Here is a 21,397-nt window from a genome sequence, read left to right as displayed (position 1 = left end):
CGACCCGGCCATCTGGTTCCCGGCCTGAGCGGCCGACCGCCCACACCTCCGGACCGTCTCCTGAGCGGCCCCGCGCAAGGGACCCGCGATGCGCACCCGCGCAGGCCCGCTGTCTTCACCCACCACGTCATCGAAGCATCCCCCCATGGAGGTCCCCGTGCCCGTGCCCGAGATCAAGCAACGGGAAAAAGTACGCTTCACCAGCGGCGACACCACATGCGCCGCATGGCACTACCCGGGCTCCAACGGCGGCTGCGTCATCATGGCCGGCGGAACGGCGGTGACGAAGGAACCGGCCTCGGACCAGTTCGCCGCACGCTTCCACCGAGCAGGGTTCGCCGTCCTCGCCTTCGACCACCGCCGGTTCGGCGAGAGCGGCGGCGTGCCGCGTCAGATCGTGCGCTTCGACGAGCAGGTCGCCGACTGGTGCGCGGCGATCGAGTACGCGGCCGGTCTGCCCGATGTCGACCCGGACGGGATCTTCGTCTGGGGGTTCTCACTGGCGGGTGGTCATGTCTTGCGGGTCGCGGCCGACCACCCGCGACTGGCCGGTGCGATCGCGCAGACCCCGGTCTTCGACGGCCGCGTGCTCGCTCCCCACGCCCTGCGTTCCATGACCCCCCTCGCACTGCTGCGGCTCCTGGGCCTGGGTGTCGCGGACACGCTCGGGGGCCTGGTCGGGCGGCCCCCGCTGCTGGTCCCCGCCGCCGGACCGCGCGGCGCCGTCGCCTCGCTCACCACGCCCGACGCCATGGACGGTGACCGGGCGCTGGACCCGGAGCGCCGCCACACGAACTGGGAGCAGACCGTCGCCGCACGCATCGCCCTGCAGCTGGGCGGCTACCGGCCCGGCCGCCATGCCTCCCGGGTACGGTGCCCGCTGCTGGTGGTGGTCTGCGACCAGGACCAGAGCGCACTTCCCGGGCCCGCCCTGCGGGCGGCCCGAAAGGCGCCGCGGTCCGAAGTGGTCCACCTGCCCGGCCGCCACTACGCCCCCTTCCTCGCATCACACGAACAGGCCGTCGAGGAGGAGACCGCGTTCTTGTACAAGCATCTGGCCGACCGCCCCCGAGGCCACCATGGAGGCCCCGCCACCCCCAAGTTCCTTGCAGAGCAAGAAGGTTGATGGCGGCGGGCTGGGCCGAGCCCTTGGCCCTGCGGCAACGGCCCAACCCAGTGGCCCCCTTCAGGAGTGCCGCATGGTCAGGTCGCGGCGCAGGCGGTGCCGTTCAGGCTGAACCCCGCGGGCCTGGCGAACGCGCCGCCGTAGGTGCCCTGGAAGCCGAAGGTGACGTGGCCGCCCGGGGCGATCCGCGCGTTGTAGGGCGGGCCGCTCGCGGTGACCGCTCCCGAGGACGGGGAGACGTTCGCGTTCCAGGCACTGGTGATCTGCTGTCCGGCAGGCAGGCTGAATCCGAGCTGCCAGGCGTCGACAGGGGAGGCACCGCTGTTGGTGACGGTGACGTCGGCGGTGAAGCCGCCCTGCCAGGTGTTCGTCGCATAGGCCACCTCGCAGGCCCGGGGGCCACCCGGGCTGCCGCCCGCGGTGGTGACCGTGGAGGAGAACGAGGTCACGGCGAGGCCGGCGCCGTTCTGCCAGGGCTCGAAGCCCGCCTGAACGCTGGTCAGGTACCAGCTGTCCTGCGCCAGGCCGCGGGAGACGGCCTGCCGGGCGAAGTCCATGACGTCGAAGCTCCAGCCGGCGATCGCTGACGGCGCGACGAAGGTCAGCACGTCATTGGTGCCGTTGTTGCCCGACCACACCTGCCACTGGCGTCCGGCCACGCTCGCGGTGCCGACCTGTGAGCCCACGGGCTGGACGGGGCCGACCCTGGTGAACCAGATCATGATCTCGGTCCGGTTGACGCCATCGGTACGGGGCGTGGGGTCGAGCCAGATGTCGTACGCGGCGTCGTACACCGCGTCGCTCACATAGCTGTAGGAGATGCTGCTGGGCGCGCCCGTGATGGTGGCGAGCCGGGCGGGCAGGTTCGTGCCGGGTGAGCAGTTGGTGTAGTGACAGCCGTTGAAGACGGAGGGGTAGGACTTCGGGGCGCCGTTCGTGGGGACCGCGCCGTCGGCCCGCGCGATCCTGAATCCCGAGTCGGTGGCGGTGACGCACTGGGTCTCGCTGGTGCCCCAGCGGTTGTTCTGGACGACGTAGCGTCCCTGGATGGTCGTCGACGCGAACTGGTCGCACAAGGTGGTGTCGGCCTGAGCCGCCGAGGCGGTGGTCAGCAGCGCGGCCAGCGAGATGAGCGCGGTGAGCAGGGCGCCCAACAGGCCGCGCGCGCCGCGGGCGGGGTGGGGTGAGGGTCGCATGGGGGTCCTCTCGGAGGTGGGGGAGCAGAGGGGCGGGAGGCGCCGGGGCCGGCCCGTGGGCAGCGGTCGGCCCCGGCGCGGTCGGTCTGCCGGTTACGGCAGCGGCGGGTAGGCGTTCTGCATCAGCTGCTGGAACTGGGCGGAGAACCAGTGCCCGCCCAGCGGCGCGTTCGGCAGAGCGCCGGAGGGACTGTTGTTGTTACGGGCGTTGCCGCCGTAGGTGGGGTCGCACATCCGGTCGAAGCCCTTGCCCTCGCCGTTGGGGATGTCCGAGCTGGCACCGTCGGACTCTCCCGGGGGCTTCACCCACACATAGGCGTCGATCCCGGCGGCCGGGGCGGCGGTGGGGCGTTCGCCGATTCCGGCGCCGCTCTGGTTGCACCAGTTGCCGACGTGGATGCGCCGGTCGATGCGGCCGCCGTTGACGTAGGCGTCGACGGAGGTCGCCGGGCCCGGCCCAGCGGGCCGGGCCGAGCCGCCCCAGCCGTCGCGGGAGGTGTCGATCAGCATGCCGGTGCCGGAGCTGAAGCCGGCCGCGATCAGTTTGTCGCGCAGTCCTTGGGCGTAGGTCTGCTCGTCGGCGTACTGGTTCCAGTCCAGCCATTTGCTCTGGCGGACCGTCTGACCGTTCACGCTGTCGGTGATCTTGAAGTAGGGCTCCTTGACGGGACCGTAGTTCGCGGTGTTGACGATGAACCCGGCCACGTCGTTCACGCTCGCGCCGTTGGTGGTGGCGACCTTGGCGAACTCCTGGGCGGCCGGTCCGAGGTTGCTGTCCCAGCCGAGCCAGCCGTGGTGCCCGGCGTCGAGGTAGTTGTAGACGTTCGGGATGGCGCCCAGCTTGGTCAGGGCGTAGCTGACACCCTTCTCGTAGTTGCCGTTGTTCTTCATGGTCACGCAGGCGTCGGTGGTGGTGTTGGTGCCGCCGGCGTTGGTCACCAGGTTGGGCAGCGAGTCGGGTTCGATCACGGTGGCGATCCTCAGGCCCGCGTAGGCCGGGTCGGCGAGGATCGAGGCGATCGGGTCGATGTACTGGGTCTTGTACCTGTCGAGGTCGTTCGGGCCGAGTTCGCCGTTGGAGGCGAGGGCGGCGCAGTCACGTCCGGGCAGGTCGTAGATGACCAGCTGGACGACCAGGTCTCCGGATCCCCTCTGCTTCAGCGCCGCGTCGAGGTGGGCGCGCAGCCCCATGCCGCCGCTCACGCCGTTGATGGTGGCGATGCGGTCGAGCCAGACGGCGGTGGGCTGGTCGGCGATGCGGCTGCCCCCCGGTTCGGCGGCGGCCTTCGCCGACCACTCCGGGTTCACATACATCTTGGCGCCGGCGTACGGGTTGTCGACCCGGCTGCCGCTGTTGCCTCCGCCGTTGTCGCCGCCCCCCGCGTCCACGTTGCAGGTGACGCCGTCGAGCGTGAACGTGCTGGGGATGGCGTTGGTCCCGCTGTAGGAGGCGTTGAAGCCGAAGCTCACCGATCCGCCGGTCGCCAGCGCTCCGTTGTAGCTCTCGTTGGCCGCGGTGACGGCGGCGCCGCTCTGACTCACCTTCGCACTCCAGCCGCTGGTGACCTGCTGGTTGCCGGCATAGGACCACTTCATCGACCAACCCGACTTGGCCGCAGCGTTGTTGGTGATGGTCACGGCGGCGGTGAAACCGGTGTCCCACTGGTTCTGCACCTTGTAGTCGACGGTGCAGGGGGTGGCCGTCGCCGCGGCGACGGCCGGTGTGGTGGAGAGAACGGTTCCGGAGGCTCCGGCAACCAGGGTCAGGGCAGCGAGCAGGGACGTTCGGGTGCGTTTCATGCGTGTGGGTCCCTTCGGTTGGCGTGGTGTCTACGGGGGTGGGAGGGCCGCCGCACTACGTGGTGAGGGCGGTCGGCTGTCAGGGACGGCCGTCGGAGCTGGCGTACGGCAGCCGGCCGGCGGTGGTCGTGGTGGGGCCGCACCGGTGCCGCTCGGCGCTCCGGCCATGGCTGACCCGGCCCGCGCGCGAGGGGACGAGCATCCAACTGGGCGCGCGAACCAGCCGGTTGGGACTTTTGGCGGAACTCGGGAAGCGGGTGCCACGGCGGTCGGTGGCCGCGCACCTCACCCGGCAGGACGAGGTGATGTACTCGGCCATCGCGGAGGGCAGGGCGGGCCGCTGACGCGTCCTCGCGTGGCGGGCGGCTAAGAGTAGTGAAGGCGGGGGGTGTCGCATGAGCGACTCCTTGCAGCTGGGCGCGCCGTGACCGGCGCGTCGACTGAATGGAACCGCTCCCACTGGTGCGAAGGAACGTAGCGCCCGGGGACGCCATTGCCCAGAGGCGCGTCCCGACTTTGTCTGAATTGCATGCGGGAAGTCTTTCGACTCTTCAAACACCTTGACCGCGCGCGGGGCCGTCTCCACTATGGGAGCGCTCCCACTGGGTTCAAGACCTGAATTCTCCCGAGCCGCAAGCTTCAAGGAGGAACCGGCACATGGATCCCGGACAGACGCCGAGCCGCACGGCGCTGGTGGACCGCCGTACCGTCGACCCGCCGTGCCCCTGACCGATGTTCCCCGGGGCCCCGTCCGCGGTGCGCCACGGTCCGCCCGGGCCGATCGGGGGAACTCCGGCGAGGTGGCACTCCGAGGATCGGCGCAGACGGTGTCATGGGTGACGACGCCGCTCCTCTGCCAGGAAGACCTCCCATGCGCACCCGCGTTCTCCGCCGCCTCGCCGCCCAGCCCAACGTGCTGTTCGGAGGTGTCTACGGCGCTGTCCTCGCCAGCTCCATGGTGGCCGCGCTCACCCAGTACGGCGCGAGGGCCCGCGCCGACCGGCTGTACGACGCCAAGTGGTTGCTGATCACGGCGGTCGCCTCTGCCCTGGCGCACGGGTACGCGCACATCATCGCCCGGCGCGGGGACGAGACCCATCACGGTGGTGCGCAGGCCCTGGGGATCCTGCTGGACGAGTGGCCGCTGGTGGCCGCGACGCTGCCCACGGTGCTGGTTCTGGACGGAGCGGGGCTCGGTTGGTGGGGTTCACGGAACATCGAGTACGTCGTCTTCGCCCTGAACATCGTGCTGCTCTTCGGCTGGGGCCTGCTGGCCGCGCGGGCGGCTGGCCGCACCTGGCGCTCCGGTGTGAAGCTCGGTGTGGCCGACGGGCTGCTCGGAGTCATCGTGGTCGTGGCCAACGCGGTCATCAAGTAGCGGCCCGGCCCCGGCGGAGCGGATTCCGCCGGGGGCAGGATGGCGCACCGGTCAGAGGTGTGCGCCTCGGCTCGTGGATGTGATCAGCGGGCGCCGAGGAGGTGTTCCAGGGCCAGTTGGTCCAGTTGCTCGAAGGCCATGCCGCGGCGGGCGGCGGCTTCGATGTCGAACTCCTCGAAGGCGGACCGGTCCGTCAGCAGCCCGGCCAGTCCGTCCTGGGCCGTCGCAAGGGCGAGCTCGGGCAGGCGGGAGGCGTCGAGGGCCGACAGGACCTCGGGGTCGGCCCGGAAGGCGCGGGAACGCTCCGCCAGCAGCAGGTAGTTGCGCATGCAGGCGGCCGCGGAGGCCCACACCCCGTCGAAGTCCTCGGTGCGCGGCGGCTTGAAGTCGAAGTGCCGGGGGCCCTCGTAACCGGCCGACTCCAGCAGGTCGACCAGCCAGAAGGCCTGGCGCAGGTCTCCCGCGCCGAACCGCAGGTCCTGGTCGTACTTGATGCCGGACTGACCGTTGAGGTCGATGTGGAAGAGCTTGCCGTGCCACAGGGCCTGGGCGATGCCGTGGGGGAAGTTGAGGCCGGCCATCTGCTCGTGGCCGACCTCCGGGTTGACGCCGACCCGGTCGGGCCGCTCCAGTTGGTCGATGAACGCCAGAGCATGGCCGACCGTGGGCAGCAGGATGTCGCCGCGCGGCTCATTGGGCTTGGGCTCGATCGCGAAGCGCAGGTCGTAGCCCTGCTGCTCGACGTACTCACCGAGGAGGTCGAACGCCTCCTTCAGCCGGTCGAGCGCGGTACGCACGTCCTTGGCCGCGCCGGACTCGGAGCCTTCACGACCGCCCCAGGCGACATAGACCGAGGCGCCGAGTTCCACGGCCAGGTCGATGTTGCGGATCGTCTTGCGCAGCGCGTAGCGGCGCACGGCGCGGTCGTTGGCGGTGAAGGCGCCGTCCTTGAACACCGGGTGGGTGAACAGGTTGGTCGTCGCCATCGGGACCTTGAGTCCGGCGGCGTCGAGCGCGCCGCGGAAGCGTTTGACGGCCTGTTCGCGGCCGGCGTCGTTCGCGCCGAACGGGATCAGGTCGTCGTCGTGGAAGGTGACGCCGTAGGCGCCGAGTTCGGCCAGCCGATGCACGGTCTCGACCGGGTCGAGAGCGGGCCGGGTGGCGTCCCCGAACGGGTCGCGCCCCTGCCAGCCGACGGTCCACAGTCCGAAGGTGAACCTGTGCGCGGGGGTGGGGGACAGCGGGTCACTGGGCATGGCGCGGCTCCGTCTCAGTGCCGAGATCTATTTGTCATGGCCCAAAACAAATTAGTATGCCCAGACGCCGGAAGGAACCCCTCGGAGGAACGCATGGCTCAGCAGCGCGTCGTGATCGGCCTCGACAGCTCGACCCAGTCCACGAAGGCCCTGGCCGTCGACCTCGACACGGGTGCCGTCGTGGGCCAGGGCCGCGCGGCGCACACCGTCACCGAGGGCACCGGCCGCGAGAGCGACCCGGAGCAGTGGTGGGACGCGCTCCGTGGGGCCGCGGCCCGGACGGGCTGGGCGGACCGCGCGGCCGCCGTGTCGATCGCCGGTCAGCAGCACGGCCTGGTCACCCTCGACGCGGGCGGGCATCCGGTGCGCCCGGCGCTGCTGTGGAACGACGTCCGATCCGCGCCCCAGGCCGCCGAGTTGCGGACCGCGATCGGCGCCGCGGAGATCGCCCGCCGCACCGGCAGTGTTCCGACCGCCGCCTTCACCGCCGCCAAGTGGGCCTGGCTGCGCGCCAACGAGCCCGCCGCCGCGGACCGGGTCGCGGCGGTCCGCCTTCCCCACGACTTCCTCACCGAGCGGCTGACCGGCGAGGCCGTCACCGACCGGGGGGACGCATCGGGCACCGGATGGTGGGGCCCGGACGGCTACGACAGGGGCATCCTCGCCCGCATCGCTCTCGACGCATCCCTGTTGCCGCGCGTCCTCCCGCCGGGCGCGCCGGCCGGGCGTGTCCGCGCCGGGATGCCGCTGCGCCAGGGCGCGTTGGTGGCCACCGGCACCGGCGACAACATGGCCGCCGCTCTCGGCCTGGGCCTGCTTCCCGGGCAGCCGGTGCTGAGCCTTGGCACCTCCGGAACCGTCTACGCCGTGGGCCGCACCAGGCCGACCGACCCGGGCGGCACCGTCGCCGGCTTCGCCGATGCCCTCGGCGGCTGGCTGCCGCTGGCCTGCACGCTCAACTGCACCCTCGCCGTCGACCGCTTCGCCGCCCTCCTGGGCCGTGGCCGCGAGGAGGTCGAGGAGGGCGGTACCGCCGTGGTCCTGCCCTACCTCGACGGTGAACGCACACCGAATCTGCCGTCCGCCTCCGGGCTGGTCCACGGACTGCGCCACGACACCACGCCGGGACACCTGCTCCAGGCCGCGTACGACGGCGCCGCCCATGCCCTGCTCGCCGCCCTGGACGGCGTGCTGCGCGCGAGCGGCACGGACCCCGAGGGTGAGGAGCCGCTGCTGCTGATCGGCGGCGGCGCCCGCGGTCGGGCCTGGCAGCGGACCGTCCTTCGGCTCTCCGGACGGACGGTCCAGGTGCCCGACGCCGAGGAACTCGTCGCGCTCGGCGCGGCCGCCCAGGCCGCCGCCCTGCTCACCGGCGAACCCGCCGACGCCGTGGCGCGCCGCTGGCGCACGGCCGATGGCCAGGTTCTGGCGGCGGTGCGGAGGGACGACGAAGCGCTCGAAAGGATCGGCGATACCCTGCGTCGGGCCGGGGCCTTGCAGGGCGCCGCGACCGGGGACCGGTAGAAGGGGCGGCACGTGGCGGGCAGCGGCAGGATGGACAGGGCCACGGAGCACGGGCCGGCATCGCAGCAGGACATGCGGCGGCGGAACCTCGCGGTCGTCCTCGGAGCGGTCCGCGCCCACAGTCCCCTCTCGCGCGCCGCCGTCGCCGGGCGCGTCGGACTGACCAGGGCGGCCGTCTCCTCCCTGGTCGACGAACTGATCGACCGCGGCGCTCTGACCGAGGAGGCTGCCACGGCCAGCGGCCGGGTCGGCCGCCCCGGACGGGCCCTGGTCGTCAGCCACCGCGGACCCGCGGGCCTCGGGCTGGAGATCGGCGCCACCCACCTCGGCGCGTGCGTGGTGGACCTGCGCGGCGAGCCGCGGCTGTGGCGCAGGGTGGAACAGGACAACACCGGGCGGCCGGCCGGGGACGTTTTGGCTGAAGCCGCCGCCCTGGCCGTCGACGCGGAGGCGGAGGCCACCGCCCTCGGGTTGCGCGTCGAAGGGCGTGTCCTCGCCGTGCCCGGGGTGGTGCCCAACGAACCCGGCGGACTCGTCGAGCGGGCGCCCAACCTCGGCTGGCGCGCCGTCCGCCTCGCCGACCACTGGCCCGACCCGGACGCTCTGCCCGAACCGGAGAACGAAGCCAACCTCGGGGCGCTCGCCGAGTACTGGAGCGCCGGGCGGACCGCGGAGACCTTCGTGCACGTCTCGGCCGAGGCGGGGATCGGAGCCGCCCTGATCATCGACGGCCGACTGTTCCGTGGGGCGCGCGGCTTCGCCGGTGAACTCGGTCACCTCCCCGTCCAACCCGACGGCTCCGACTGCGCCTGTGGTGCGCGCGGCTGTCTGGAGCAGTACGCGGGCGAGGCGGCTGTGCTGCGCGAGGCCGGACTTGCCCACGTCGGCGACCCCGTCGCGCTGCTGGCCGAGCGGGCGGTGGCCGGGCACGCGCCCACCCTGCGGGCCCTGGATCGCGCGGGGCGCTCCCTCGGCCTCGCCCTGGCGTCCGCCGTCGAGCTCATCGACCCGGACGCCCTCGTGCTCGGCGGCGCCTACACCGAACTCGCCGACTGGCTACTGCCGTCCGTCCGTGCCGAACTGGCCGCCCGGGTCACGGTACGACCCTGGGCCCCGGAGGCTCTGCGCCCGTCCGCCCTGGGTCGGCGCGGACCCGTGCTGGGGGCGGCACTGACAACGGTCCGCCGCATCATGATGGATCCCACCCTGCTGCCCGCCGGCTGATCGGGGCGTCAACGCCGATCGACCGCGTGGGCTCGGCAAGTCGTCGTCTCGGGTGGGGGCTCTGACGGTGCTGGTTCCGGATTCCTCGCGTTCTGGCGCAAAAGCTTGCCGCCGGGCCGCGGAGAGTCGACGGTATAGGTGCTGCCGGCTCAGTGGGTGCCGGGCAGCCCATTACGGGAGGGGAACACGATGCCCGACGTGACCGGCGGAGCAATCAAGGTCATCGCCACCACGGTTCTGCTGGGAGCCGCGCTCGTCGCACCCACCGCCCATGCGCACGCGCAGGCGGCCCAGACGCCCGCGGTCAGTGCCCGGGCCGGCGTTCTGACGCCGGACGCGACGGCCATTGAGTACGGGCTCCGCGGCGTTCAGCCGCACTCGGCCACGGCTGTCCCGTAGGACGGCGTGCCCCCGGCCCCGCCTCTTCGGTCGGCCGGTGTCTCCTCGGGGCTGGGGATCGGCGACGCTTCGGCGCGCCGCCGATCCTGGGCAGCGCCGCTGTGGTGCTGATCAGCCGCCGAGGGGCTCGGCCTCGGGGTGCCGCGGGTCGTAGGGGGCCCAGCCCGGGCTCCCCGTGCGGGCGAACTCGATCCACGCGCCGTGCACCTGCGAGGCGAGTCCTGCGGGGGCCGGGCCGGGGCCGAGCAGGCCGATGTCGCCGTGCAGCCAGGGCTGGTCGGCGAGGTCGAACACGAAGGGCAGTTCGACGGTGTGGGCAGCGCCGAGCCGGCCGTCCAGGGCCGTCGAGCGGTAGCCGAACGAGTAGAGGTGAGTGCGGCCGCCCGAGATCCGCGCGTGTGCCTGGGCCATGCGCGTCGTACCGGCCGTGAACAGGGCCTGTCCGAGCACGGCGGAGCGCAGCTCGCCCGGTGTCGCGTCCGGCCGTGCCGTGCGGAGGGCGGCGAGGGCGATCTCCGGTTCCGGATGTATCCGGGAGGTGAGGGCGAGCAGGTCCGCTGACGTGGTGGGCTCCAGGTCGCCGTGCGGTAGGACGTAGAGGTGTCCCTCTTCGGTATTGCTGCCGATGAGCAGGTCGACATCGGCGGCCGGGCCGTCGGCGAGGGCATCGGCGGGCTGGACCGGCAGGACCACGCTGAAGGGGCTGAGCCCGGCCAGCGGGTCCAGGGCGGTGCTGGTGCGGAGGTCGAGGCCGGCCAGGGCGGGCAGGATCGCAAGGTAGCGCTCGTCCGGGATCGGGGCGAACGACTCGACGGTGGCTTCGACGCCCAGCGCGGCGGCTGCCGCGGTGGTGACCCGCCGCGCCTGCTCCGGGGTGAACGCGCCGGCGCCGTTGCCGCTTTGGATGATCGCCCGCCGGAACAGGCCCTTGGCCTCGGGCGTCGCGAGCAGCGCGGCGATCAGCGTGGCGCCCGCGGACTGGCCGAAGAGCGTGACGTTGTCGGGGTCGCCGCCGAATACCGCGACCGTGTTCCGTACCCAGACGAGAGCGGCGAGCACATCGAGCAGACCCCGGTTGCGCGGAGCGCCGGGCAGGTCGAGGAAGCCGGGAACGCCGAGACGGTAGTTCACGGTCACGAGCACGACTCCGTCGCGTGCGAACGCGGCGCCGTCGTAGAGCGCCGCGCGGTTCGAACCGGTGACGAAGCCACCGCCGTGCACGAAGAGCATGACGGGGCGCCTGCCGTCGTCGGCGGCAGGCGTGTGGACATCCACACTCAGGTATTCGTCGCCGGGCACCCAGCCCGGCCCGAAGTAGGGGGTCATGTCGAGCCGGCCGAAGGCGCGGGCGGGCTGGGGAGCGGTGGGTGACGGCTGCGTGCCGTCGCGGACACCGGACCAGCCCGGGTGCGGCGCGGGCGGGGCGAATCGGCCGGCACCGGTCGGCGTCGCCGCGTAGGCCAGGCCGCGGTAGCGCTCGCCGGATGCGCCGCGGAGGCCGCGCACGGCGCCCGCGGGGGTTTCGACCACCGGATCTGTCTGTGGGGTCACGGAAAGCTCTTCCTGTGTCGAGGTGGGGGCGTCAGGTGAGGCGGGAGAAGGGTGCCCACTGCTTGATCGCGAACTTCGACCCCGCGCGGGTGACTTCAGCGGCGCCCTGCCCGCCGAAGTGCGCGGGGAAGACGAGCATGGTGTTCTCGGCGGCGCGGCCGAGCAGCTTGCGCCGGGTGGCACGGGATTCCGCCGGGTCCTCGCAGAAGCAGGAGTTGGTGTCGGGCTCCGCGATTTGCAGCGCGGTGTGCACCAGGTCCCCGACGAACAGGGCCTGATCACCGCCGGATTCCAGGGTGAGCACGGAGGAGCCGGGGGTGTGCCCGGGGGCCAGGTCGAGACGCAGGTTCTTGTCGATGCGGTAGGTCTCCTCCCACAGACGGGTGAGCCCCGCCTGGTGAACGGGGGCGACGCTGTCCTCGAAGACGTTCTGGTTCCCACGGCCGAGCACGGTCTTGTTCTCGTTCGCCGGGTTCCAGAAGTCGAAGTCCCGCCGGTTCATGAGGTAGGTGGCATGGGGGAAGGTCGGCACCCAACTCCGGCTGTCGAGGCGGGTGTTCCAGCCGACGTGGTCGATGTGCAGATGGGTGTTGACCACGAGGTCGACGTCTTCGGGCCGCACCCCGGCGGCGGCGAGCCGGGCGAGGTAGTCGGTTTCCAGGCGGTTCCAGACCGGGGCGTAGGGCCGGTCCTTGTGGTTGCCCACGCCGGTGTCGACGAGAATGGTGCGCCCCTCGCTGCGCAGCAGCCAGGACTGGATCGCCGTATGGCACTCGTCGGTCCGCGGGTTCCAGAAATCGGGCGCCAGCCATGCCCGGTGCTCCTCCCAGGAGCCGTCCGGGCTGTCCGGGAAGAACTGGCCCGGCGACATCTCGGCCGAGCCGTAGAACTCCTTGACGCGGGTGACGGTGACGTCGCCGAGGATGAGTTGCTCCGGGTTCTGGTCCATGGGTTCCGTCCGTGGGTCCGGGGGAGGTGGCTGCATGTGGCCGATCCTGGGCACGCGGACGGGCAGGTGCCACTCCCGGGTTGTCGTACCCCTCGCAGGGTGTGGCTGGGAGGGGCCGGGGCGCCGGATACTGGCGCCATGAACGGACCCGGCCCCCTGGGCGCCTTCCTCCAAGCCCGGCGGGCGCGGCTGCGCCCCGAGGACGTCGGCCTGCGCGAACTGGGGCCGCGCAGGCGGGTGGCGGGGCTGCGGCGTGAGGAGCTGGCCCAACTGGCGGGCGTCAGCGTCTCCTACTACGCGCGCCTGGAACAGGGTTTGTCGCGGGGGGCCTCGGCCGAGGTGCTCGACGCGATCGCCCGTGCCCTGCTGCTCGACGGCCATGAGCGTGAGCACCTCGACCGGCTCGCCGATTCCGCCCGCCACGCGCCACGACCGCGCCGCCCGCGCCCCGAGAAGCTGTCCGACGACACACGCGACCTCCTGCGTGCCGTTGACGGCGTCCCCGCGATCGTGCTCGGCCGCCGTACGGACGTGTTGGCCTGGAACGCCCTCGGCCATTCCCTGCTCGCCGGCCATCTGGACTTCCTCGGTCCGCGCGACCCGGCGCGACGCCCGAACATGAGCCGGATGCTGTTCCTGGACCCGCACTGTCAGGAGCTGTACGCGGACTGGAAGGGCAAGGCGCGCGCGGTGGTCGGCAATCTGCGGATCGCCGTCGGCAGGCACCCCGAGGACGCCCTACTCGCGGAGCTGATCGGCGAACTGACCATGCGCAGCACGGAGTTCGTCGCACTGTGGCGGGACCACCGCGTGACGCCGTGCGATGCCGCGTCGTACGAGCTGCGCCACCCCGTCGTGGGCACGGTGACGGTGACCCAGCAGACCCTGTCGATCGCTCGCTCGCCGGACCAGGCACTCATCGTGTGCACGACCCCCGCCGGTTCCCCTTCCGAGGCAGCCCTCGCGCTCCTCCGGCAGGCGAGCGGGGACCGGTCTCCCCGCGCGGACGACATCCGCGTGGTCGAGGAGCCACCCCGGCAGGCGTAGTCAGGCGGCTCAGGGGGTGGTGGGCGCAGGGTGAGGGCGACGGAGTGTCCCGCTCCCGGAATCAGGCCCTCGCAGGTGTCCTCGAGGGTTCTCCTCCTCCCCTCACCTTGCCTGGTTATACGTGTCGATGGGGATGCGTGCCGCCTCGAACAGGGCGGGGCCGTCCTGGGCGACCGCCGGCCAGTGGCCCGACAGCGGATTGAGCGCGACGAGTTGTTCCGTGGACAGTGCGTGGACAACCCGGCCGAGGCCTGAGCGCAGGATGGCGCCAGCACACATGCCGCAGGGCTGGCAGCTGGTGTACAGGGTGGTGTGGGCGGCTGTGTCCGGAGCCAGTTCGCTTGCCGCCCAGCGGGCGAGTTTCAGTTCAGGGTGGGCGGTGATGTCGTTGTCGCGCCGCACGGTGTTGTGGGCCTCGGCGAGGATCGCCCCGTCCGGGCCCGCCAGCAGCGAGCCGTACGGCGCGTCGCCCAAGGTGATGGCGTGAGCCGCGATGTCGACAGCGCGCCGCAGGAGTTCTTCGTCGGCGGTGGTGATCACGGTGCGGTCCTCCAGTGTGTGGCTACGGTGGTGAGTGCCTGCCAGACCGCCTGAGGCTGTCGGCGAACCTGATGGCGGCTTCGCTGTTGCGGACTACCCGGATGGGCACGGACACGGGGTGACCGCAGACCTCCTCGCGCCAGGCGTCCCCGCAGGTGCCCAGGTACTGGTCGGTCAGTCGGTTCGGTTCCCCGCCCGAAGTTCGTCACGTTGCGCCCCAGTTGCATGCCTCGGAGGCTATCTCGGTGATCAAGGACGGCGGAAGGGAGTTCTCCCGGTCATGACGGCCATCTTCCGTGAATCTGCCGGTAGGATCGCGCCATGGCCGGGAACCTCGACGACGTGGATTGGGCGATCATCGATCACCTGCAGCAGGAAGCACGCATCTCCCTCAGCGAGTTGGGGCGGCGGGTTGGCCTCAGCTCGTCGGCCACGACGGAGCGAGTGCGGCAACTCGAGGCACGGGGCGTCATCTCCGGCTACCACGCGATGGTTGATCTGGCCAAGGCCGGATATCCCGTGCTGGCCCTCGTACGGTTGAAATACCCGGGCAACCGCCACCAGCCACTGCGGCGCCTGCTCGACGAGCGGCGGGAAATCCTGGAGTGTGTGCGCACCACGGGGGACGACTGCTACACCTTGAAGGTGGCGGCCACCTCCATGAGCCATCTGGAGACGCTCATGGACGAGTTGGCGGGCCTCGGCAGCACGACCACCAGCGTGGTGTACAGCCAGACTCTGCCCTACCGCGGGCCCCATCGCCCCTGAACGGCCGGCAGATGCCGCTGGCGGTTCCAGGGTGGGCATCTCGCTGTCCACCTCTGCACTTGGCAGTGGGCCGCCGCTTCCTCAGGCTGTCGCTTTCGGGTGCTGTGGGGAGCGGTGGCGGCGGTAGTAGGAGACCGTGACGGCCGCGGTCAGCGGCCCCCAGAGGACCAACGGCTGGTAGAGGATGCCGACGACCAGGTTGCCGGTGGGAGTCATGTCCGGGTGCGGATACGCCCACCAGCACGGGACGTTGGCCCAGATCGCCGTCAGAGCGAGTGCGCCCAGGGCGGCGGGGACCACCACGGCCATGGGGCGGACCCGGTGCCCACCGACCAGCGGTATCCACCGCGGGACGACCTCACCCCACGGCCGCACCAGGCCGACCGTCAGCAGGGCGACCAACTCGCTAAGCACGCTGAGCGTCAGCATCCACACCTTGGCCCACGGGGTGTCGAAAGACACGAAGCCGGCCGCCGTGTATCCCGCGGGATAACCGAGCACCATGGCGATGCGCCACAATCCACTCGGCAGGACCACCAGCGTGGTCAGATGCGCGGCCCTGACCGCCCAACGGGGCGGTTCGGCCACAGCTGCGATGGGAGAAGGGGCCAGGTGATGTCTCATGTGACTCCTCGGCGACCGTTCAATGCCCGCCGTCATCCTGCGCGGCACACTCGTATGAGCACCTGGAACGAGCGCTGCGTGCCGTACCCGGCGCGCGGCGGAAGCGCGGTCATCCTTCGGGACGATGTGAACCGACCGTGCCTCTGCCCCCGGCGCGCGGGCCACGCAGTCTCCATCCCGTGCCGCGCGGGGCGAGGACGCGGTGCTCGGCGAGGAAGGCGGGCAGCAGGGTGGCGTCGACGCCTCGCGCCAGTGGTTGGTGGATCCCCTGTGCGGCACGTTGAACTACGCCGTCGGTTCCATGCTGGTGGCCGTCAACGTGGCGCTGCGCGGCGGACCGGCGGCGGTGGCCGACCCGTTCAGCGGTGAGGTCTTCTTCACCGACGGCAAGACCGCCTGGGTGCGGCGCCACGGAGCCGACGACGTACCGCTGACGCCCACGTCGGCGACCCGGCTCGTGGACGTCAACCTCGATCCGCCGTTTCCGAGCGCGCCCGGGCTGCGGGCCGTGGATCTGCTGGCGAACCCGGAGTTCGTTGAGCGCTTCCGGCCGAGGGTCGTGTCGACGACACTCGCGCTGGCCTGGGTCGCCGCAGGCAAACGCGCCGCGTACGTCACCGATGGCGGCGACCTCTCGAACAGCGTGCATTTCGCGGCCGGTATCGCCCTGTGCCGGGCGGCCGGCTGCATGGTCACCGGTATCGACGGCGGCCCGATCGGTGCGGCGGGCCATGGGCTCGTCGCCGCCGCCGACGCCGAGACCCACGCGCTGCTGATCTCGATGCTGCGCAGCCGAACCTAACCGGACACAAGGTGTCGGGATTCGGCGCGAGCATGGTGTCACCGCCCGGCGTCGACGACGGCGTGGGCCACACCGTGCACGCACACAAGGGAACTCATGGCCATCACGAACAGCACATCAGCACCGGACCTGCAGGGACGGATCGCCCTCGTCGCAGGCGCGACGAGGGGAGCCGGGCGCGGCATCGCCGTCCAGCTCGGCGCAGCGGGCGCGACGGTCTACGTCACCGGCCGCACGACCCGGGAACGGCGCTCGGAATACGACCGCCCCGAGACCATCGAGGAGACGGCGGAACTGGTCACCGCGGCGGGTGGCACCGGCATCGCGGTGCCGACCGACCACCTGGTGCCGGAGCAGGTCCGTGCGCTGGCCGAGCGCGTCGACGCCGAGCAGGGGAGGCTCGATGTGCTGGTCAACGACGTCTGGGGCGGCGAGCGGCTGTTCGCGTTCGACACACCGGTATGGGAACACGACCTCGACAACGGCCTGCGGTTGCTCCGACTGGGCGTCGAGACCCACGCGATCACCAGCCATTACGTGCTGCCGTTGCTCGTGCGCCGACCGGGCGGGCTCGTGGTCGAGATGACGGACGGAACGTCCGCGTACAACCAGGCGCACTATCGCAACTCCTACTTCTACGACCTCGTCAAGAACAGTGTGTTGCGCATGGCGTTCGTGCTCGCTCACGAACTGACACCGCATGGCGGGACAGCGGTGGCCCTCACCCCGGGTTGGTTGCGCTCGGAGATGATGCTCGACGCGTTCGGTGTCACCGAGGGCACCTGGCGCGACGCGCTGACGGCGGTGCCGCACTTCTGCATCTCGGAGAGTCCGGCGTACGTCGGGCGCGCGGTCGCGGCGTTGGCGGGTGACGCCGATGTCGCGCGCTGGAACGGCCAGTCGCTCTCCAGCGGGCAGCTCGCACAGGCATATGGCTTCACCGATCTCGACGGCTCACGCCCCGACTGCTGGCGCTACCTGGTCGAGGTCGACAGCGCGGGCAGACCGGCGGACGCCACCGGGTACCGGTGAGCGGCAGCACTGCGACGCCCGGGCCGGCCGCCGGTCGGCCCGGACGCGGGTGCTCTGCTTCCCCGCCGGCATCGCCCCGTGCCCGTGCGGCGGCCCGCTCGGACGGCCGCACTCCGCTCAGGAAGAGCGGACGCGAGTGGCGAGGAGCAGGACCAGGGCGAGCGCCTGCAGCGTGCCGACCACCCCGATCAGCAGCGGGATCGAGTAGCCGTACAGCGCGCCGGTCAGCGCGCCCCCGGCCAGGCTTCCCGCCCCCACCACCCCGGCGAACACTCCGTACGCGGTCGCCCGCCGCCCCACGGGGACGAGGCCGGCGACCGTGGCCCGCAGTGTCGACTCCTGGACCCCCGTGGCCGCGCCCCACACCAGCGAACCCGTCACCGCGAGACCCACCGTCGCGGTGAACGCCAGTGCCGGGACAGCGGCGGCCAGCAGCGGCAGCACCAGCAGGACCCGGGCCCCGTACCGGTCGTAGCACCAGCCCGTCGCCAGGGCCGCGACCGCGTCCACCACCATTGCGCCGGCGTACAGCACCGGCACCCAGGCAGCCGCGAGGAGCCCCTGCTTGACCAGGTGGAAGGAGAGCACGCCGAAGGTGGCGAAGCCCGCGGTGGTCGTGGCGGTGAACGCCGCGTACACCCAAAAGGCGCGCGGCAGCCGCTTGTTGACCGGCTGTGGTGAACCCGGTTCCGGCTCGGCCGCGTCACCCTCGTACGCGGAGGGATCGGGCACCTGGGCCCGCAGCCATAGCAGCAGGCCCAGGACGCCGAGACCGGGCAGCGCCAGCACCCCCAGCGCCGGGCCGTAGTCCCCGCCCGTCAGCGCGAGCATCGCGGCTACCACCAACGGGCCGACCAGCGCGCCCACTTGATCCATCGCCTCGTGTACGGCGAACCCGCGCCCGCGCCCGATCGTCGCGGTGGCATGCGACAGGAGCGTGTCCTTGGCAGGTGAGCGCACGGCCTTTCCCACCCGCTCGGCGATCACCAGCACGCAGGCCGCCCACAATGCTCCCACCACGCCGAGCAGCGGCACCGAGGCCACCGTCAGCGCGTATCCGGCGATCGACAGTCCCCAGAAACGGCGCGTGCGGTCGGCCAGCGGCCCCGACACCAGCCGCAGACCGAGGGCGGCCGCCTCACCCGCTCCCGTGACCACCCCGACCACCAGGGCCGAGGCGCCGAGCGAGGCCAGCAGGGGCCCGGTGATGGAACGGGCACCCTCGTACACGAAGTCCGCGAGCAGGCTCACCGTGCCGAACCACACCACGAACCGCCACGGTCGCATCCGCGCGGGCATCGCGTCCCCCGCAGGCGCCCTCACGCGACCACCAACAGCCAGCTCATCCGGGTCCTCTCCCTGCCTCGGCGGGTGCAGCGTGGACACGGTATCCATGCCGCCGAGGTACGTGCCCGCCCCTCGCGGAGTGGCGGGAAGATATCCCTGACGGGGGTGACAGCCCGGTTGCGGCAGGCCGTCCGGGGCGGGGCAGAGCCCGAAGAGCGCGGTGCCGGTGATGCGTCGGGCACCACCCGCCGGAGGCACCTCCGTCCTGCCCGGACTCGGGCGTACCGCCGCTCGGGCGGCGGCTCCGTAAATTCCTGGTCCACCGTCCGCCTCGTCGCGTCACTCCTCTTGCGCGGTGGCATGTCCAGGACGATCCTCCTGGGTTGCGGGCACGCGGGCACCTCTCGCGTGAACGTCCTTCACTCGTCGTTTCAGCTCAACTACGTGTCGCAGAAAGGATGTTCAGTGTCACGTGCCCTGGGGGCGACAGCCCCGCGGGGGCGTCGCCCCCCCGCCGAGCCGCCACTGCCTGATGCCATCGGCACCCGAGCGGCAGGCCGCGCCCCGTGACCGTACGCACGTCGCGCACGTTCGCGTTCCCGAAGAGAGGCAGCCCATGATCAGACCCGTGTCAAGCCGCGGTCTACTCGCCATGGCCGGCGCCACCGCCGTCATCCTCGCTGGTGTCGCGTTCGCCCAGCCCGCGATGGCCGACGTCACCAACGGCGGTTTCGAGACCGGCACATTGTCCGGCTGGACCACCGCCGGAACCACGGCCGTCGTCAGCTCCGGAGCACACACCGGCACGTACGCGGCCAGAGTCGGCGGCACCTCGCCGACCAACGGCAACTCCTCGATCTCGCAGACCTTCACCGCGCCGGGCGGCTCCCCCTCGCTCAGCTTCTGGTACGACGTGTTCTGCCCGGACACGGTCACGTACGACTGGGCGACCGCCACCCTCAAGGACAACACGTCCGGCACCACCGTCACGCCGCTGGCCAAGACCTGCACCAGCGGCCAGGGCTGGAAGCAGAAGACCGCGGGGCTGACGGCCGGGCACTCCTACACCCTCACCCTGGTGAGCAAGGACGACAACTACGCCGGTGACCCCACCTACACGCTGTACGACGACGTGGTGGTGTCGGGCACTGTCGCCAATGACTTCTCGATCTCCGACAGCCCGTCCTCGGCGAGTGTCAACGCCGGTTCGTCGGCGACCTCGACGATCTCCACAGCGGTCGTCTCCGGCACCGCCGAGGCCGTGAACCTCGCGGCGGGCGGCCTGCCGACGGGGGCGAGCGCGACCTTCACTCCCGCTTCGGTGGTCGCGGGCGGTTCCTCCACGCTGAGCGTCACCACCAGCACGAGCACGCCGTCCGGAACATATCCGATCTCCGTGACCGGGACGAGTCCCTCGGCGACGCACTCCGCCGCTTTCACCCTGACCGTCAACGGCAGTGGGCCCACCCTGACCCGGGTCAGCACCGACCCCTTCACCAACGCCTCCAGTCAGCACGCCACCGAACTGGAGCCGGACACCTTCGCCTACGGCAACACCATCGTGGCCTCTTCCCAGGTCGGCCGGTTCACCGATGGAGGCTCCTCCGACATCGGCTGGAACACCTCCACCGACGGCGGAGCCACCTGGCAGCACGGCATGCTGCCCGGCATCACCGTCTACCAGGGCGGCGGCAGCTGGACCCGGGTCTCCGACCCCGCGGTCGCCTATGACGCCCGACACGGCACCTGGATGGTGGCGGGCCTGGTCATCGACGCCAACGCCAACGGTGCGGGCGTGACCGTCAGCCGCTCCGCCGACGGGCTCTCCTGGCAGAACCCGGTGCTGGCGCTCGGCAACGACGGCCAGGGCTACGACAAGGAATGGATCGTCTGCGACAACACCGCCACCAGCCCCCACTACGGCAACTGCTACGTCGAGGTCGACATCACGTCGTCCGGCAACGCTGTGGTGATGAGTACGTCGAGTGACGGCGGCGCCACGTGGTCCGGGCCCGTGGCCCCGTCCGGCGGCCCGAGCGGCCTCGGCGGTCAGCCCCTGGTCCAGCCGAACGGCACCGTGGTGGTGCCCTACTCCACCAACGGCACCTCGATCCGCGCCTTCAACTCCACCAACGGCGGCACCAGTTGGAGTACGAGCGCGCTCGTGGCGAACGTCAGCAGCCACGGCGTGGCGGGCGGCCTGCGAGACGGCGAGGGCCTGCCCTCCGCCGAGATCGACGCCTCCGGGAAGATCTTCGTCGCCTGGCAGGACTGCCGCTTCCGCTCCGGTTGCCCCGCCAACGACATCGTCTACTCCTCGTCCACCGACGGCACGACCTGGTCGCCGGTGACCCGCGTCCCGATCGACGCGACCACCAGCACGGTGGACCACTTCATCCCGGGCATCGGCGTCGACCACAGCACCTCTGGCAACACCGCGAGGATCGGCCTGTACTACTACTTCTACCCGCAGGCCAACTGCACCGGCTCGACCTGCCAGTTGGAGGTCGGCTTCCTCTCCTCCGCAGATGGCGGCACCACCTGGAGCGCGCCCCAGACCGTGGCCGGCCCCATGTCCCTGTCCCAGATCGCATCCACCACCCAGGGCAGCATGGTCGGTGACTACATCTCGACTTCCGTCGTGAACGGCAAGTCCGTCGCCGTGTTCGCCGTCGGCAGGACCCCGACCAACGGACAGGCCTTCGACGAGGGCCTATACACAGCGGGCGGCCTCTCCTTGACGGGCGGAACCGTCCGAGCCGAACGGGCCACGGATCACGCGGCCATCCCCCCTGCTCGGCCCCCGCTGCGCACCGCGCACTGACGCGGCACCGTAACACCCGTGGGTGCGGCCACACCATCGGCCGCACCCACGGCACTTTCACGGCCAGGGG

General features: G+C 71.5%; 17 protein-coding genes and 1 pseudogene. 10 read left to right on the top strand and 8 right to left on the bottom strand.

Annotated elements, in window-relative coordinates; translation table 11 throughout:
* The first annotated feature begins 145 nt into the window (after positions 1-145).
* Complete coding sequence (locus DT019_RS15685) at positions 146-1,126, top strand: alpha/beta hydrolase (protein ID WP_223279565.1); 981 nt, start codon at positions 146-148, stop codon at positions 1,124-1,126.
* Positions 1,127-1,203: 77 nt separating this feature from the next.
* On the opposite strand, the gene DT019_RS15680 is transcribed toward DT019_RS15685, so the two are convergent.
* Entirely contained in the window at positions 1,204-2,322 is a 1,119-nt protein-coding gene (locus DT019_RS15680; protein ID WP_114037404.1) for a GH12 family glycosyl hydrolase domain-containing protein, read from the bottom strand.
* Between the two features lie 93 nt (positions 2,323-2,415).
* Positions 2,416-4,122 carry a glycoside hydrolase family 6 protein gene (locus DT019_RS15675; RefSeq protein WP_114037403.1) on the bottom strand — a complete coding sequence of 569 codons (1,707 nt, stop codon included), beginning with the start codon at positions 4,120-4,122 and terminating at the stop codon, positions 2,416-2,418.
* Positions 4,123-4,993: 871 nt separating this feature from the next.
* On the opposite strand from DT019_RS15675, the gene DT019_RS15665 reads away from it, so the two are divergent.
* Positions 4,994-5,500 (top strand): hypothetical protein, encoded by a 507-nt coding sequence (locus DT019_RS15665; RefSeq protein WP_114037401.1) that lies wholly within the window; start codon positions 4,994-4,996, stop codon positions 5,498-5,500.
* 83 nt (positions 5,501-5,583) lie between these two features.
* On the opposite strand, the gene xylA is transcribed toward DT019_RS15665, so the two are convergent.
* Positions 5,584-6,756, bottom strand: coding sequence for a xylose isomerase (xylA, locus tag DT019_RS15660; RefSeq protein ID WP_114037400.1), 1,173 nt, complete (start codon positions 6,754-6,756; stop codon positions 5,584-5,586).
* Between the two features lie 93 nt (positions 6,757-6,849).
* Between xylA and xylB the strand changes: the two genes are divergently transcribed.
* The 3 genes from xylB (at position 6,850) to DT019_RS15645 (ending at position 9,903) form a co-directional block, all read left to right on the top strand.
* A complete protein-coding gene (gene xylB / locus DT019_RS15655; protein ID WP_114037399.1) occupies positions 6,850-8,280 on the top strand; it encodes a xylulokinase in 1,431 nt (476 codons plus the stop codon).
* Positions 8,281-8,310: 30 nt separating this feature from the next.
* On the top strand, positions 8,311-9,504 hold the full coding sequence (locus DT019_RS15650; RefSeq protein ID WP_114037398.1) for an ROK family transcriptional regulator: 1,194 nt from the start codon (positions 8,311-8,313) through the stop codon (positions 9,502-9,504).
* Positions 9,505-9,702: 198 nt separating this feature from the next.
* A complete protein-coding gene (locus DT019_RS15645) occupies positions 9,703-9,903 on the top strand; it encodes a hypothetical protein (protein WP_147267314.1) in 201 nt (66 codons plus the stop codon).
* Between the two features lie 111 nt (positions 9,904-10,014).
* On the opposite strand, the gene DT019_RS15640 is transcribed toward DT019_RS15645, so the two are convergent.
* Together DT019_RS15640 and DT019_RS15635 are read right to left on the bottom strand one after the other, a co-directional pair.
* Positions 10,015-11,454 (bottom strand): carboxylesterase/lipase family protein, encoded by a 1,440-nt coding sequence (locus DT019_RS15640; protein WP_114037396.1) that lies wholly within the window; start codon positions 11,452-11,454, stop codon positions 10,015-10,017.
* Positions 11,455-11,485: 31 nt separating this feature from the next.
* Entirely contained in the window at positions 11,486-12,403 is a 918-nt protein-coding gene (locus DT019_RS15635) for an MBL fold metallo-hydrolase (protein WP_114037395.1), read from the bottom strand.
* A gap of 138 nt (positions 12,404-12,541) precedes the next feature.
* Between DT019_RS15635 and DT019_RS15630 the strand changes: the two genes are divergently transcribed.
* Positions 12,542-13,450 carry a helix-turn-helix domain-containing protein gene (locus tag DT019_RS15630; protein ID WP_114037394.1) on the top strand — a complete coding sequence of 303 codons (909 nt, stop codon included), beginning with the start codon at positions 12,542-12,544 and terminating at the stop codon, positions 13,448-13,450.
* 102 nt (positions 13,451-13,552) lie between these two features.
* On the opposite strand, the gene DT019_RS15625 is transcribed toward DT019_RS15630, so the two are convergent.
* Entirely contained in the window at positions 13,553-13,990 is a 438-nt protein-coding gene (locus DT019_RS15625; protein ID WP_114037393.1) for a nucleoside deaminase, read from the bottom strand.
* A gap of 321 nt (positions 13,991-14,311) precedes the next feature.
* Here DT019_RS15625 and DT019_RS15620 point away from each other — a divergent pair, with 321 nt between their 5' ends.
* Entirely contained in the window at positions 14,312-14,758 is a 447-nt protein-coding gene (locus DT019_RS15620) for an Lrp/AsnC family transcriptional regulator (protein ID WP_114037392.1), read from the top strand.
* Positions 14,759-14,839: 81 nt separating this feature from the next.
* Here the strand turns inward: DT019_RS15620 and DT019_RS15615 are convergent, their stop codons facing one another.
* Positions 14,840-15,382: a hypothetical protein gene (locus tag DT019_RS15615; RefSeq protein WP_114037391.1), complete on the bottom strand. Its 543-nt coding sequence runs from the start codon at positions 15,380-15,382 to the stop codon at positions 14,840-14,842.
* Positions 15,383-15,557: 175 nt separating this feature from the next.
* On the opposite strand from DT019_RS15615, the pseudogene DT019_RS15610 reads away from it, so the two are divergent.
* Together DT019_RS15610 and DT019_RS15605 are read left to right on the top strand one after the other, a co-directional pair.
* Positions 15,558-16,184 (top strand): annotated as a pseudogene (locus DT019_RS15610) (inositol monophosphatase family protein); the annotation flags it as partial.
* A 96-nt stretch (positions 16,185-16,280) separates the two neighbouring features.
* Entirely contained in the window at positions 16,281-17,216 is a 936-nt protein-coding gene (locus tag DT019_RS15605) for an SDR family oxidoreductase (protein WP_114037389.1), read from the top strand.
* A 117-nt stretch (positions 17,217-17,333) separates the two neighbouring features.
* Here DT019_RS15605 and DT019_RS15600 read toward each other — a convergent pair whose 3' ends face one another.
* On the bottom strand, positions 17,334-18,503 hold the full coding sequence (locus DT019_RS15600) for an MFS transporter (RefSeq protein WP_223279564.1): 1,170 nt from the start codon (positions 18,501-18,503) through the stop codon (positions 17,334-17,336).
* Between the two features lie 628 nt (positions 18,504-19,131).
* Here DT019_RS15600 and DT019_RS40225 point away from each other — a divergent pair.
* The gene (locus DT019_RS40225; protein WP_223279563.1) at positions 19,132-21,327 is read left to right on the top strand and encodes an exo-alpha-sialidase; all 2,196 of its coding nucleotides are present in this window, start codon (positions 19,132-19,134) and stop codon (positions 21,325-21,327) included.
* The last annotated feature ends 70 nt before the right edge of the window (positions 21,328-21,397 follow it).

Origin of the sequence: Streptomyces sp. SDr-06 (genome assembly GCF_003324565.1) — a bacterium.
Lineage (GTDB): Bacteria > Actinomycetota > Actinomycetes > Streptomycetales > Streptomycetaceae > Streptomyces.
This window is presented reverse-complemented; position numbering and strand designations above follow the sequence as displayed.